The organism is Streptomyces sp. NBC_01485, from assembly GCF_036227125.1.
Lineage (GTDB): Bacteria > Actinomycetota > Actinomycetes > Streptomycetales > Streptomycetaceae > Streptomyces.
Genome location: NZ_CP109435.1, coordinates 7,968,591 through 7,982,092, shown reverse-complemented (window position 1 = coordinate 7,982,092; position 13,502 = coordinate 7,968,591). Strand labels below are relative to the sequence as shown.

The window sequence follows — 13,502 nt, the reverse complement described above, 5'->3', positions numbered from 1 at the left end:
GGTGTGTGGGTCTGGCCCGGGTTCAGATCGCGTACGGGATCGGGGTGGGCGGTCCGCGGCGGCTCACGGCGTGCCGGAGCAGCGACTGCCGGGGCGCGACCGGAGCCGGGGCCTGGGCGGCGGGCAGGAGTGACGGCACGGGTGGCGGGACGGGGGTGTCCCGCCACCAGGCGGCGAGGCCCGGCAGGAACGCGACCGCCCAGCGCAGCAGCGACCACAGGGCGGCCTCCCCTCGCCGCAGCCACCAGGAGGCGGCGAGCGCGGCCAGGACATGGGCGGCCGTGGCGTGCGGGGTCATGGCCGTGGGCGTGTGGGCGTGCAGGTGCACAGCGTGCATGGACGTCATGGACGTCATGGACGTCATGGACGTCATGGGCATCGCCGGCATGGTCTGCGCCGTCGTACGGGAGCGGGCCGCGTCGAAGGCGATGTGCAGGACCGCCTGGGTGGTGAGCATGGCCGCGCCGATGCCGGGCAGCGAGCGCTCCCGGGCGCCGAGCAGCCAGCCGGCGGCGAAGACGGCCAGGAATCCGGCGCCGTCCGCCCAGAGCGGCGGCGGGTCACCCGTGGCGAGTCCGTGCCCGGCGGCGGCCAGCAGCACGCACAGCGCGGCGAAAACCGCGGCACGCAGGCTCCGGACCGCCGGGGACGCACTCATGGTGAGGGATCCTCCCATGTCCGACTGATACGTCGGCCGCCGCTCCCACGTTCACTCTCCGTCGGGGACCGACCCGCCGGGCGCTCCGCGAGGGAGCAGCAGGACGGCGGCGGCCGGTACGGCGGCCAGGAGGAGCCAGGGCACGGCCGACGGCAGTCCGGTGTCGAGGAGGGTGCCGGTGGCCGCGCTGCCGATCAGCACGATCAGCCCGGAGACCGAGGACAGCGCCCCCGTGTACAGACCGAGCCGGCCGTCCTCGGCGAGGTCGGGCACCCAGGCGCGGGCGGCGGGCGCGACGAGCATCTGGCCGAGGGTGAGCAGCACGACGAAACCGGCCGCCGGCAGCAGCCCGGCCGTCCCGGTCCACCCGGCGGGCAGGGCGACGGCCACGACGGCGAACCCGGCGGCGATCAGCGCGAGCCCGCCCGTCATGGAGCGGCGCAGGCTCAGCCGCTCCCCCACCCACCGGGTGACCGGGAGTTGGGCGGTCACGACCAGCAGCGACGACAGCGCGAACAGCCAGGCCAGCGGCGCCTGCGAACCGGCCGCCCGCTCCACCTCGGCGGGCAGGGCGAGATAGAGCTGGTTGTAGGCGAGGAGGTAGGCGCCGTACGCGCAACACAGGGCGAGGAAACGGCGGTTGCGCAGCAGCGGGCCGATACCGCCGCGCACCTCGACGCGCGTGCGGCCGGGGATGTGCTGCGGCAGCAGCCACGCGTGCGCGGCGAGGACGAGGACGAAGACCCCGGCTCCGGCCAGGCACACCGCACGGAAGTCGAGCTCCAGGAGCAGCGCGCCGAGCAGCGGCCCGACGAACGCCCCGGCCTGCCCGGCGACCGTGAAGAGCGCCAGCACCCGGGTCCGCGATCCGCCGCCCGACTCCTCGTGCACGACGGCCTGCCGGGCCACCTCGGACTCGACGGCGGGCGAGAACAGCGCGGCGGCGAACCCGATCAGCAGGACCGCCCCGACGACCGTCCAGGGCTGCTCGGCGTACCCGAGCCAGCCGAACCCGGCGATGCGCAGCGCACACCCGGCGAGGACGACGGGCCGCACGCCGTACCGGTCGGCCAGCGCCCCGCCCACCACGAACAGCCCCTGCTGGCTGAAGGTCCGCAACCCCAGCACGAACCCGACCATCCAGCCCGCCATCCCGACCGCGCCGCCCAGATGCTCGGCGAGGAAGGGCAGGACTGCGAAGAAGCCGATGTTGAAGGCTAGTTGAGTGAAAATCAGGAGCCGTAGCAACGGCGAGAGTTGTGCCTTCACGGGCGCGGACCCAGGCGAGGGCGAGGGTACGGACGCGGGCGGCGGCGAGGGCGCTGGCACCGAGTGAGTCACCGGATACCCGCCAACTCCGCTTCGGGAGCGGGTGGTTCGCCAGTGCGCCGGCCTGCGGGATCCATGGATCCTGTCGAGTCGGCGAGTCCTGTCGGATCTGTGGGGTCTGCGGGGTCAGCCGTACGACGTCGTCGTGGCCGTCGCAGTGCTCCGGCCGCGGTGACGGCGAGGGCGCCGAGGACGGCGAGGACGGTGGCGGGGGCGAGGACGGCCCAGGGGGCGCGTTCGGCGTAGGGCTGGTTCTCGGCGAGGAGCAGTCCCCACTCGGGGGACGGCGGCTGGGCGCCGAGGCCGAGGAAGCCGAGGGAGGCCAGGGCGAGGGCGATGCCGGGCAGGCGCAGGAGGGCGTGGCGGGCGACGGGCGGCAGGGCGGCGGGCAGGAGTTCACTCCTCAGCAGGTACCAGGGGCCGGCGCCGAGGGCCCGGGTGGCGGTCAGGTGGACGGTGGCCCGCTCCTCCCGCAGCAGCGCGGAGGTGTGCGCGGCGAGCGGCGCCCAGGCGACGACGGCCACGGCCAGGACGGGCGTCGTGGGCCCGCTGCCCCAGACCGCGCTGACGAGGAGCGCGGCGAGTACGGGCGGTACGGCGTTGACGGTGTCGACGAGCGGCCCGGACAGCCGCGGCAGCAGCCCGAGCAGGATCCCGGCGATGAGGGCGATCGCGCTGATGGCGACGGCGAGAAGCAGGGTGTCGAGGGCGCCGTGCGCCACCCGGGCGAGGACGTCGCGGCCGAGCGCGTCCGTGCCGAACGGGTGGGCGGCGGAGGGGGGTTGGAGACGGGCTCGGGTGTCGAGGGCGAGCGGGTCGCGGGGCAGGCCGAGGGCGATGACGACGAACAACAGAAGGCTGTATGCAATAGGCGGGATCCTGCGGACCGGCGGCGGTGGCCTGTGGAGTGTATGCAGGGCGCCGTCGCGCAGGGCGGGGCCGATGAGCAGCCGGGCGGCGAGGCGGGCGGCGCCGGTGGTGACGGCCGCGAGGGCGACGAGGACGAGGGTGCCTGCCTGGAGCACGGGCAGATCCTGGGCGATCGCCGCCTGGAGGGTGGTGCGGCCGAGCCCGGGTATGTCGAAGATCTGCTCGACGGCGACGGATCCGCCGGTCAGGCCCACGACGAACAGCCCGAGGTTGGGCAGCAGTCCGGGCACGCACCGGCGCAGCGCCTTGCGGGCGATGCTCCGGCCGGGCAGACCGCGCGCGGCGGCGGCCAGCGCCCAGGGTTCGGCGAAGGCTGCGGGCAGTTGGTCGTCGAGCAGGCGGCCCAGCACCGCCCCGGCGGGCAGGCCGAGAGCGAGGGCGGGCAGCACGGTCCACTGCGGGCCGTACCAGCCGAGGGCGGGCAGCCACCCCCACTGCACGCCGACCACCGTGGCGAGGACGGAGGCGGTGAGGAACTCCGGCAGCGCGGCGAGCACGGCGGAGCCGGAGCCGCCGGCGGGCCGCCCGTCGAGGCTTCGCCGCGCGCCGAGGTACAGGGTGCGGGCGCACACACCGGCGGCGGTGACGACGGCGACCGCCAGCGCCACCACCACCAACAGCAGCGACACGCCCAGGGCTTGCAGGACGTCGGGCATGACCTCGGTGCCCGAGATCCACGACCGCCCGGCGTCCCCGCGCGGCAACCCCGCGAGCCACTGCCCGAGAAGGTGCAACGGACCGTCGTCCAGGCCGAGTTGGGCCCGGATGTCGGCGAGCACCTCGGGGGTGGCGTCACGGTCGGCGGACCGCGCCTTCAGCACGGTGAGCGCCGGGTCGGTGCGCGAGAGCCAGGGCAGCAGCCCGATCCCGCACACCAGCAGCGCGGCCAGTCCGGCACGCCACAGCAGCGCGCCCACCCTGCTCCTCATGCCGTCAGCGCCGGGTCCCGGTACCGACGAGGGTGCGCTCGTACGGGTCGAGGAGCACCCCGCTGACCTTGGCGCCGACGCCGGTGATGACACGCTGGTGGACCAGCGGGACGACGGCGTCGGTGCCGAGGATCAGGGCCTCGGCGGCCAGGGCGGCGTCCTGCCGCTTGTCGGTGTCGGCGGTCGACTGCGCCTTGGCGACGGCCCGGTCGACCGCCTTGTCGCACAGCAGGGCGAGGTTGTAGCCGCCGTCGCAGGTGTAGTCGCTGGCGAGGACGCCGACGGGATCACCGGTGTCGAGAAGGCTGTTGCGGGCGCCGACGAAGGCGTCGAACTTCCCGGCGAGCGCGTCGCTCTCCAACCGTGAGTATTCACGCACCTCCAGCTTCACCTTGAACCCGGCCTTCTCCAACTGCTGCTTCAACACCTGTGCGACTTCGGGGAGTTCGGGCCGGTTGTCGTAGGTGGCGAGGGTGACAGAGGCGCCGCCGGGGGTGCCGGCCTTCGCCCGTCCGGTGGGCTGGACGCGCTTGCCCTCGGCCCAGGTGACGGCGGGGCCGTAGATGCCGGCGCCGGCATCGGCGTGACCCTCGTAGACGCCCTTGGCGAGGGCGGAGGTGTCGACGGCCGCGCGGGCGGCGGCGCGCAGCGCCGGGTCCTTGAAGACACCGGACTTCGCGTTGAGGAGCAGGCTGGTGGTGCGGGTCGTGGCGGTCTCGCGGCGGGTGGCCGCGTCCAGGGTCGCGGCCTGGGCGACGGGTATCGCCTCGGCGAGGTCGACCTGGCCGGTGCGCAGGGCGTTGGCGCGGGCGGTGCCGTCGGCGATGAACCGCACGTCGATGCCGGGGGCCTGGGCCCGGCCGCCCCAGTAGTCGTCGAAGCGGTCGAGATCGGCGGCGGTGGCGCCGGTCACCTTGGTGACCTCGAAGGGGCCGGTGGCGGTGCCGACCGGGTCGACGGCGCCCTTCGCGCCGTCGTACGCCTTCGGGGCGAGGACGGCGAGGCTGGGGCTGGACAGCCGCAGCGGCAGGACAGGGTCGGGGGCGGCGGTGGTGACCCGTACGCCGGTGCCGCCCTCCGCCTTCGCGGTGAGGGTGACACCGGAGAGCGCGGCCGGGGCGGGCTTGGCCTGGGTGGCGCGGGTGAGGGAGGCGGCGACGGCGGCGGGCGTGACCTCCGTACCGTCCTGGAAAACGGCCTCGCGCAGGGTGAACAGCCAGGTCCGGTCGTCCTCGCGACGCCAGGACGCGGCGAGCGCGGGGGCGGCGGCACCGTTGGCGTCGAGTGCGGTCAGCCCCTCGGTGACGCCGAGCCGACTGAGGATGGTCGCGTCGGCGCCGTACGGGGAGAGGTTCTCGGCGGGCGGGAAGGCGAGAGCGACACGCAGCCGGGACCCGTCCTCACCACCGGACCCCTCACCACCATCACCGGAGGACGAGGCGAAACAGCCGGCGAGGAGCGGGGTGAGGAGGACGGCGGCAAGAAGCCGGGGGCGAGAGGGCCGACGGGGAGGGCTGAGCAAGTGCATGAAGTTACCGGTCTGTGGGACGGGGGTGGGGGTGGGGGTGGGGGTGGGGGTGGGGGTGGGGGTGGGGGTGGGGAGACGACAAGGCAGGGACTAAAGACGGAGCGGAGGTCGCGACGGAAGAGGTGGAGGCGAGGGCGTCGAGGGGGACGTCGAAGTGCACGACGCCCTGACCGCCGTTCACCCTCTCCCGCTCGTCGTGCACGACGGTGCCGAGCGACCGCCAGAACCCCTCGGCCCCTTCCACGGCCGGGTCCGTGTGCAGATAGGCGGAGCGATAGCCGCCGTCCGCGACCGCGAAGGCGAGGAGTTCGCCGACCAGCCGCCGGGCGAGGCCGCGCCGACGGTGCTCCCGACGGACGTACACGCGACGCAGTTGCGCGGTCGTGCCGGACGGGTAGCGCTCGGCGACATGGCATGGGTTCGGCGGGTGCACGGGGCCGCGGGAGTCCAGGGCGGCCGTGGCGACGACCTCGCCGCCCGCACCACCCTCACCGTCCGCACCCTCGATCGCGACCAGCAGGGTGTGGCGGGCCGGGACGAGGTAGGCAGTGACCGGGTCGATGATGTCGCCGTGCCAGCGCGGCACGTAACCGGTACCGAAGTCGCGGTACACGGTGTCGAGCATGAGAGCCCGGGCACCGTCCAGGTCGTCTGGGCCCGCAGGCCTGATGCAGTAGTCACGCACTTGCACATCATATGCATTAGCTGGAGACGGTTGATCACTTAATCACCCACTCCCCGATTCGGATTTGACAGAGATCACCACGCGCCCCTAAATCTAGCCACATGACATTCATTTTCAATAGGGCGGTGCAGTGATGCGCGTCGCATTCGTGGGGAAGGGCGGCAGCGGCAAGACGACGCTGTCGGCCCTGTTCGCCCGGCAGGTGGCGCAGTCCGGCGCACCGGTGCTGGCCGTGGACGGCGACATCAACCAGCACCTGTCCGAGGCACTGGACCCCACGGCCGAAACGCCGCCCTTCACGGCCCCGCCCCTGGCTGCACACCTGGGCGAGATCAAGGACCTGCTGCGCGGCACCAACCCGCGAATCACCTCCCGCGAGGCGATGGTCAAGACGACCCCACCGGGCCGCGGCTCCCGGCTGCTGCGCCTACTGGGCGACGACGAGCTGCACACGCGCCATGTCCAACGGGTGGGCGGTGTGCCCCTGATGGTGACGGGCGAGTTCGAGGAGAGCGACCTGGGCGTGGCCTGCTACCACTCCAAGCTCGGCGCGGTGGAGCTCTACCTGAGCCACCTGGTGGACGGCCCCGGCGAATACCTGGTGATGGACATGACGGCCGGCGCCGACGCCTTCGCCTCCGGCCTGTTCGCCCGCTTCGACATGACGTTCCTGGTGGCCGAACCCACCCGCAGGGGCGTCTCCGTCTACCGCCAGTACCGCGACCACGCCCGCGAGTTCGGCATCCCCCTCGCCGTGGTCGGCAACAAGGTGACCGGCGAGGACGATCTGCTCTTCCTCAAGGAGGAGGTGGGCGACGACCTCCTCACCCACCTTGCCCTCTCCCCCTGGGTCCGCTCGGCCGAACGGGGCAGCCCCCAGGGCGAGTTGGAGGGCACCAACCGCCACGCCCTCACCATCCTGCGCGAGACGGTCGACGCCCGCAGAAAGGACTGGCCGACACTCCACCGCCACGCCGTCGACTTCCACCTGCGCAACGCCCGCTCCTGGGCAAACAAGGCAACGGGCCAGGATCTGGCGTCCCAGGTGGACCCGGAGTTCGTCCCGGGCCCGGCCTCACCGACCTGAGACGTCACGAACCGAAGACGTCACCGACCTCAGCGGCCCGGAACAACATCACCACCGCGCCACCTCACCACCGCTCCCCTTCGGTCGCTGTCTCCATCCCCCGCCTCCATCTCCATCTCCATCTCCATCTCTACGTCTATCTCTATCTCCACAAGAACAGGACACCCCCCATGTCGCTCGACGTCTCCCCCAAGCTCCTCGCCGAGGCCGAAGCCGGCGCCATCCGCGAGGAGGACTTCGTGGACACCATCCGTACGTCCCTCCCCTACGCCTACGAGCTCGTCGCCGACCTCTCCACCCAACTCCACGCCGGAATCAACGAGTTCGCCGACAACCAGACCCCTCCCGCGTCGGAGCAGGAGCGCGGCCAACTTCTCCGTGCCCTCGCCAGCGACGCCATCCGCAGCAGCCTGGAACGCCACTTCGACATCACCCTGGCCTTCCAGAACTGCCACCGGGTAGCCGCCTTCCGGCCCGGCGCGCGGAACGGAGAGACCTATGCACGCTTCACGTCCACACGGGCGCAGGTACTGAACCAGTCGGCAGTGCTGCGGGACTGCTGACGCGGCTCGGCGCTCCCTTCCGGCGGGGAAGGTGTCACTGCCGTCATCGATGCCCCGGGGATGCCGGCGGCGCCCTGCCCTGACGCCGCCGGCATCCTCGCCGCTCAGACCTCGGCCGCGAGCCCCATGACACCGCGCCCGCACGTCACGTACTGCGACGACTTGCGCAACGCGCCCGTGCTGCCCAGCACTTCGTCCGTATCGCCCCCGCCAAAGCCGTCGCTACCCCCGTGCCGCATGCCGCGCTCCTCATACACGGCAACCTCCGCTATTCGACACCCGCCGCGTCAAGCAGCCGCACCAAGTCCTTCCGCCCGTAGCCGAGGCGGGCGGCGCGGTGGGCCGCTGTGAGCATCAGGTGCGCGACGATCTGTGCCCCGTAGCCGTTTCTGTCGTCCCCGAACCACTCGTCGGGTTTCTCGACGCCGAGGCTGTTCATCACGAGCCCGTGGTCGCGGCGGATCTCCGCGACGGTGTCGGACACGGCGCCCAGGAGCGAGGGCCCCGGTCGCTCGCACTTCAGGGCGAAGCAGCCCCAGTCGACGGGTTCGCAGCCGTTGGGCGGCCGTGTGCGCAGGCGTTCGTACGGCTCGTCCCCGAAACTGCCGTAACCGAACTCGTCGTGCACCAGGATGAATCGGTGGAACCCCGGAGGCGGCGGAGTGGGCGGCGGGGTGTATTCCCAGCCCGCGTCCTCATGTACCAGCCGCTGCACCTCCTCCTCGTCGGCCGAGGTGACCGTGAAGCCGGTCTCGGTGTTACGGCCGGTCATCGTGCCGTCGGCGTTGCGCTGGAATTGCAGGCTCATGTGTACCCCCGTACGCCCTGTGATCCTCACCAGTTGGAGGATCCCGTCACCCGCACAACGGTCGGCCGATTTCGCTCGTGCCCGTCCGCCGGAGGATCACTCGATCGCGTGAACGACCGGCGCCCACACCCGCCTCAGCCCGGCAATTCGCCGTCAACAAACTGCCTCACCGTCGTCACGAACCGCTCGGGATCGTCCCGCCACGGAAAGTGCCCCGCCCCCGGCTGCACGACGAACTCGGCCTTCGGCAACAGTTCCGCGAACTCCCGCATCACTCGTGGCGGACCCGACACATCCGCCTCGCCGGCGAGGAGCAGGACCGGGGACGGGAAGGCTGCGAGGGCCTCGCGGGTGGCGGCCGGGGCGAAGGCGCCCTCGGCGGCGTACACGGCCGCCGCTTCGTCGTTCCGCTGCTGCTCGCCTGCCGCGTCGAAGGCCCGGGCCTCCTCGTCCCAACGGGCATGGAAGAAAGGGGCGATGGCCTGCCAGGAGTCGGCGGTGCCCCGGCCAGCGGTGACCGCCTCAAGCGCCGCGTAGGCCGGGGCGAACCACGGCTCGTCGTGGCGCAGGCGGGCGGTTGTCAGACGGTCCTCGGCGGTGATCCCGAGGCCGACCGCGTACACGCTCGGCGTGATCAGCAGGAGGCGGCTGACGCGTTCGGGGTGACGGGCGGCGTACAGGATCGCCAGGTTGGCACCGCCGGAATGCGCGAGCAGGTCGAGCCGGTCGAGCCCGAGGTGCTCGCGCAGGGCCTCGACGTCGCCGACCTGGCGGTCGCAGCGGTACGACGCAGTGTTCGCCGGGGCGGCCGACTCGCCGGTGCCCCTGGGATCCAGCCCGATCAGGCGGCGGTGGGCGGCGAGTCCGCCGAGGTCGCCCAGGTAGGCGGCGGATTGCATGGGGCCGCCGGGCAGACAGACCAGCGGCGGGCCGTCCCCCGACTCGTGGTGGGCGAGGCGGGTTCCGTCGGGGGCGGTGAAGGTTGGCATGGGGCGAGCCTCACAGCGCAGGACGCGACGGGCAACCGGGTTCCTGAGCAGGGCCCCGGTCCGGGCGGAAGCCACGGCTCCGGCCGGGGGCCCGGGCCGGGCGGCATCCACAGCTCCGGCCGACGGACGACTTCCAGTATCACCTTGATCCCAGTCTGTCGCTCCGCTCGAACCTGTCGAACTCCGGGCTGGCTGAAGGACCTTCTTGTCGGCGTCGGTGCTCGCGGCCTGGCTGGAGGCTGGGTTACGCCACCCTGATCCCGGACAACGGCGTCAGCGCGCTGAAGGTCGCCGACGTCGACGGGGTGCGGCTGGCGGGCTTCCTCGTCGACGCCGGGCCGGTCAACTCCGCCACCCTGCTGGAAGTCGGCCCGCCCGGAGCCTGCCGCGACCACTCCGCCAACCCCACCACCGTCCAGGACGTGTTCGTCCGCATCGGAGGGGCGGGCGCCGGCAAGGCGACCACCAGCATGGTGATCAACAACCGTCACACGATCGTCGACCACACCTGGGTCTGGCGGGCCGACCACGGCGAAGGCGTCGGCTGGGAGACCAACCGGGCCGACTACGGCGTCGTCGTCAACGGCGTCGTCGTCAACGGCCACGACGTACTGGCCACAGGCCTGTTCGTGGAGCACTTCAACAAGTACGACGTCCAGTGGTACGGCCAGCGCGGCCGCACGATCTTCTTCCAGAACGAGAAGGCTACGACGCCCCGAACCAGGCCGCGATCCAGAACGGCGCGGTAAACGGGTACGCCGCCTACAAGGTCGGTGACAACGTCACCGCGCACGAGGGCTGGGGCCTGGGCAGCTACTGCTACTACAACGTCGACCCGACGATCGTGCAGCACCACGGCTTCGCCGCCCCGAACGCACCGGGCGTGAAGTTCCACGACCTGCTGGTGGTCTCCCTCGGCGGCAACGGCCAGTACGAGCACGTCATCAACGACCTCGGGTAACCGACCTCCGGCACCTCCACGGTGCCGTCGACTGCGGTCTCCTATCCCTGAACCGTGGGGCGGGGTAAGGATTCTGACATGTAGCCAGGTATGGGTCGGCGAGGGCGTACTGATGCCCGGGCAGGTTGAAGACGGTGGCGACGTCACCGGGTAGGCGGCCGCCGCAGGCGCACTTCGGGCTCCCGTAGGGGGCGTAGGCCCACGGTCCGGGTCCGGGGACGGACTTACGCCCCGCAGCCCGGCAGACCTACGCCCCCCACATCCGGGGCCTACTTCATCGTCGCCGCCCCCGGGGTCGCAGCCGACGCCGGGGCCGGGGCGTACCCCGTCGGCCGGGCCGAGAAGGTGCCTCGGCCCTGGGTGCGGCTGCGCAGCCGGGTCGCGTAGCCGAACAGTTCGGCCAGCGGCACGGTGGCGGTGACCACCGCCGAACCGCCGCGCACGGTCGAGTCGGTGACCCTCCCGCGCCGCGCGGCCAGGTCACCGAGGACCCCGCCCACCGCATCCTGGGGCACGGTGACCGTAACCTCGACCACCGGTTCCAGCAGGACCATCGCGCAGCCACGCAGGGCCTCCCGCAGCCCGAGCCGGCCGGCCGTGCGGAAGGCCATCTCGGAGGAGTCCTTCACGTGGGTCGCCCCGTCGGTCAGGGTGACCCGCAGCCCGGTGACCGGGTGCCCACCTAGGGGACCCTCGGCAAGGGCATCCCGGCAGCCGGCCTCGACGGCACGGACGTACTCCTGTGGCACCCGCCCACCGACGACGGCCGAGCGGAACACGAACCCGGATTCAGCACCGATTTCAGTGTCACCTCCCGAGCCTTCCGCACCTCCCGCGCTTCCCACCCCGGCCGCGCCGAGCGGCTCGACATCGAGCACGACTTGCGCGAACTGCCCTGCTCCACCGTCCTGTTTCACGTGCCGGAAGACCAGGCCGGACACCCCGCGGGCGACCGTCTCTCGATAAGTCACCCTCGGACGCCCAACGTTGACCTCCACCCCGAGGCCACGGCGGACCTTCTCCACCGCGACCTCCAGATGCAGTTCACCCATGCCCGACAGCACCGTCTGACCGGTCTCGGGATCGGTCCTGACGACCAACGACGGGTCCTCCTCGGCCAGTCGAGCGAGTGCCGAGGCCAGCCGGTCGGCGTCGGTGCTCGCAAGCGCCTCGACCGCCACGGAGACGACCGGTTCGGGGACGCCCGGCGGTTCGAGGACGATCGGTGCCCCTGGCGCGCACAGAGTCGAACCCGCACGCGCCGACTTCAGCCCGACCACGGCCACGATGTCCCCGGCGACCGCGCGCTCCAGTTGGGCGTGCCGGTCGGCCTGCACACTCAGGATCCGCCCGATCCTCTCGGTGCGCCGCGCGCCCGATTCCCATACCGCGTCTCCCTTCTCGATCGTGCCCGAGTACACCCGCAGGTAGGTGAGCCGGCCGGTGGGCGTGGCGCTGACCTTGAACGCGAGGGCGGCGAACGGCGCGGCGGGGTCGGCGGCCCGTTGCTCGCCGACGACATCCTGCATACGGTCGACACCACCCTGCACATCGTCAGCACCATCCTGCATACGGTCGACACCACCCTGCACATCGTCAGCACCATCCTGCATACGGTCGACACCACCCTGCACATCGTCAGCACCATCCTGCATACGGTCGACACCACCCTGCACATCGTCAGCACCATCCTGCATACGGTCGACACTTTCCTGCATGTCGTTGACTGCCTTATGCATCTCGCCGTCGGCATGTCGCATACCGTCGACGCCATCGCGCATACCGCATACCGGCGGCACGTCCAGCGGTGACGGGAGATACGCGACGACGGCGTCCAGCAGCGGCTCGATCCCGCGGTTGCGGTAGGCCGAGCCGCACAGCACGACCACCCCGTCACCCGTGCGGGTCAGGTCGCGCAGGGCTCGGGAGAGGGTGTCGGCAGACAGCGTCTCCCGGTCGCAGAACTCCTCCAGCGCGGCCGGGTGCCGCTCCGCCACGGCTTCCTCCAGCATCCGACGCCGACGCAGCGCCTCCTCCCGAAGCTCCTCCGGCACAACCGCCTCGACAACCGCTTCGACGACCGTCTCGGCAGCCGTGTCACTGCCGTCGTTCCAGGTCAGCGCCCGCATACGCAGCAGGTCGACGACGCCGGTGAAAGCGTTCTCCGTGCCGATCGGCAGTTGCACGACCAAAGGCACCGGATGGAGCCGTTCGCGGATCGACGCCACCGCCGTGTCGAGGTCGGCGCCGACGCGGTCCAGTTTGTTGACGAACGCGATCCTCGGCACGCCGTGCCGATCGGCCTGCCGCCACACGGACTCGCTCTGCGGCTCCACGCCCGCGACGGCGTCGAACACCGCCACCGCTCCGTCGAGCACCCGCAGGGATCGCCCCACCTCGTCGGCGAAATCGACGTGCCCGGGGGTGTCGATCAGGTTGATGCGGTGACCGTCCCAGTCGCAACTGACGGCCGCGGCGAAAATGGTGATCCCACGGTCACGCTCCTGGGGGTCGAAGTCGGTGATGGTCGTGCCGTCGTGGACCTCACCACGCTTGTGCGTGGTCCCGGTGGCGTACAGGATCCGCTCGGTGACGGTGGTCTTGCCCGCGTCGACATGGGCGAGGATGCCCAGATTGCGCACGGCGGAGAGGTGACGGTCGAGGTTGTTGCGCACGGCCCTTGGCCTTTCGGGGTCTTTCCGAGAACGGGCAGCGCGATTTCCGGACGAAGCTGCAAAGAGCAGCAGGCGAGGGCCAACATGCATGACGCACCGTCAGATTTACTCTGTCAACGGCGCGTTGGAATGCACGGAGCGTTGGAACACTCAGCCGATCGTCAGAACATCCGGTGCCGGCCGCGCCGCGAGCACCGGACGGACGGAGACACGAGGATCACCTCGTAGCGGGAGCGGGGAGAGGCGACAGCGGTGTGGTCACGCATGGCCGGGCTCCCCTCGTTCGTCTCGGTGCGGCGCCGCCCTGTCGTGGGCCGCGCTCGGTCTTCGACGAGTGTAAGAGCGAACGAGCATGCCCGG

The 13,502-nt window shown here is 71.7% G+C and carries 11 protein-coding genes and 2 pseudogenes; 3 read left to right on the top strand and 10 right to left on the bottom strand.

Going from position 1 to position 13,502, the window contains the following annotated elements; genetic code table 11:
• Nucleotides 1–22 precede the first annotated feature (22 nt).
• The 5 genes and pseudogenes from OG352_RS35160 to OG352_RS35140 all read right to left on the bottom strand — a co-directional run.
• Nucleotides 23–658, bottom strand: a complete 636-nt coding sequence (locus tag OG352_RS35160; protein ID WP_329222491.1) for a hypothetical protein — start codon at nucleotides 656–658, stop codon at nucleotides 23–25.
• 51 nt (nucleotides 659–709) lie between these two features.
• Entirely contained in the window at nucleotides 710–1,927 is a 1,218-nt protein-coding gene (locus OG352_RS35155) for an MDR family MFS transporter (RefSeq protein ID WP_329222490.1), read from the bottom strand.
• 68 nt (nucleotides 1,928–1,995) lie between these two features.
• On the bottom strand, nucleotides 1,996–3,846 hold the full coding sequence (locus OG352_RS35150; RefSeq protein WP_329222489.1) for an ABC transporter permease subunit: 1,851 nt from the start codon (nucleotides 3,844–3,846) through the stop codon (nucleotides 1,996–1,998).
• 4 nt (nucleotides 3,847–3,850) lie between these two features.
• Nucleotides 3,851–5,368 (bottom strand): ABC transporter substrate-binding protein, encoded by a 1,518-nt coding sequence (locus OG352_RS35145; protein WP_329222488.1) that lies wholly within the window; start codon nucleotides 5,366–5,368, stop codon nucleotides 3,851–3,853.
• Nucleotides 5,369–5,513: 145 nt separating this feature from the next.
• Nucleotides 5,514–6,059: pseudogene (locus OG352_RS35140) on the bottom strand (GNAT family N-acetyltransferase); the annotation flags it as partial.
• A 133-nt stretch (nucleotides 6,060–6,192) separates the two neighbouring features.
• Here OG352_RS35140 and OG352_RS35135 point away from each other — a divergent pair.
• Entirely contained in the window at nucleotides 6,193–7,146 is a 954-nt protein-coding gene (locus OG352_RS35135; protein WP_329222486.1) for an ATP-binding protein, read from the top strand.
• 29 nt (nucleotides 7,147–7,175) lie between these two features.
• Here OG352_RS35135 and OG352_RS35130 read toward each other — a convergent pair whose 3' ends face one another.
• A complete protein-coding gene (locus tag OG352_RS35130) occupies nucleotides 7,176–7,298 on the bottom strand; it encodes a hypothetical protein (protein WP_329222484.1) in 123 nt (40 codons plus the stop codon).
• 18 nt (nucleotides 7,299–7,316) lie between these two features.
• Between OG352_RS35130 and OG352_RS35125 the strand changes: the two genes are divergently transcribed.
• A complete protein-coding gene (locus tag OG352_RS35125; RefSeq protein ID WP_329222482.1) occupies nucleotides 7,317–7,709 on the top strand; it encodes an SCO5389 family protein in 393 nt (130 codons plus the stop codon).
• A 104-nt stretch (nucleotides 7,710–7,813) separates the two neighbouring features.
• Here the strand turns inward: OG352_RS35125 and OG352_RS35120 are convergent, their stop codons facing one another.
• The 3 genes from OG352_RS35120 to OG352_RS35110 all read right to left on the bottom strand — a co-directional run bounded on the left by OG352_RS35120 (nucleotide 7,814) and on the right by OG352_RS35110 (nucleotide 9,506).
• Entirely contained in the window at nucleotides 7,814–7,966 is a 153-nt protein-coding gene (locus tag OG352_RS35120) for a hypothetical protein (RefSeq protein WP_329222481.1), read from the bottom strand.
• Between the two features lie 11 nt (nucleotides 7,967–7,977).
• Complete coding sequence (locus OG352_RS35115; RefSeq protein ID WP_329222480.1) at nucleotides 7,978–8,517, bottom strand: hypothetical protein; 540 nt, start codon at nucleotides 8,515–8,517, stop codon at nucleotides 7,978–7,980.
• Nucleotides 8,518–8,651: 134 nt separating this feature from the next.
• A complete protein-coding gene (locus tag OG352_RS35110; RefSeq protein ID WP_329222479.1) occupies nucleotides 8,652–9,506 on the bottom strand; it encodes an alpha/beta fold hydrolase in 855 nt (284 codons plus the stop codon).
• Nucleotides 9,507–9,745: 239 nt separating this feature from the next.
• On the opposite strand from OG352_RS35110, the pseudogene OG352_RS35105 reads away from it, so the two are divergent.
• Nucleotides 9,746–10,467 (top strand): annotated as a pseudogene (locus tag OG352_RS35105) (coagulation factor 5/8 type domain-containing protein); the annotation flags it as partial.
• Between the two features lie 269 nt (nucleotides 10,468–10,736).
• Here the strand turns inward: OG352_RS35105 and OG352_RS35100 are convergent.
• Nucleotides 10,737–13,142 (bottom strand): elongation factor G, encoded by a 2,406-nt coding sequence (locus OG352_RS35100; protein WP_329222477.1) that lies wholly within the window; start codon nucleotides 13,140–13,142, stop codon nucleotides 10,737–10,739.
• Between the last annotated feature and the right edge of the window lie 360 nt (nucleotides 13,143–13,502).

Coding starts and splice junctions, on each gene's coding strand:
- OG352_RS35160 (WP_329222491.1), bottom strand. CDS start 658: ATGAGTGCGTCCCCGGCGGTCCGGAGCCTGCGTGCCGCGGTTTTCGCC.
- OG352_RS35150 (WP_329222489.1), bottom strand. CDS start 3,846: ATGAGGAGCAGGGTGGGCGCGCTGCTGTGGCGTGCCGGACTGGCCGCG.
- OG352_RS35135 (WP_329222486.1), top strand. CDS start 6,193: ATGCGCGTCGCATTCGTGGGGAAGGGCGGCAGCGGCAAGACGACGCTG.
- OG352_RS35125 (WP_329222482.1), top strand. CDS start 7,317: ATGTCGCTCGACGTCTCCCCCAAGCTCCTCGCCGAGGCCGAAGCCGGC.
- OG352_RS35115 (WP_329222480.1), bottom strand. CDS start 8,517: ATGAGCCTGCAATTCCAGCGCAACGCCGACGGCACGATGACCGGCCGT.
- OG352_RS35110 (WP_329222479.1), bottom strand. CDS start 9,506: ATGCCAACCTTCACCGCCCCCGACGGAACCCGCCTCGCCCACCACGAG.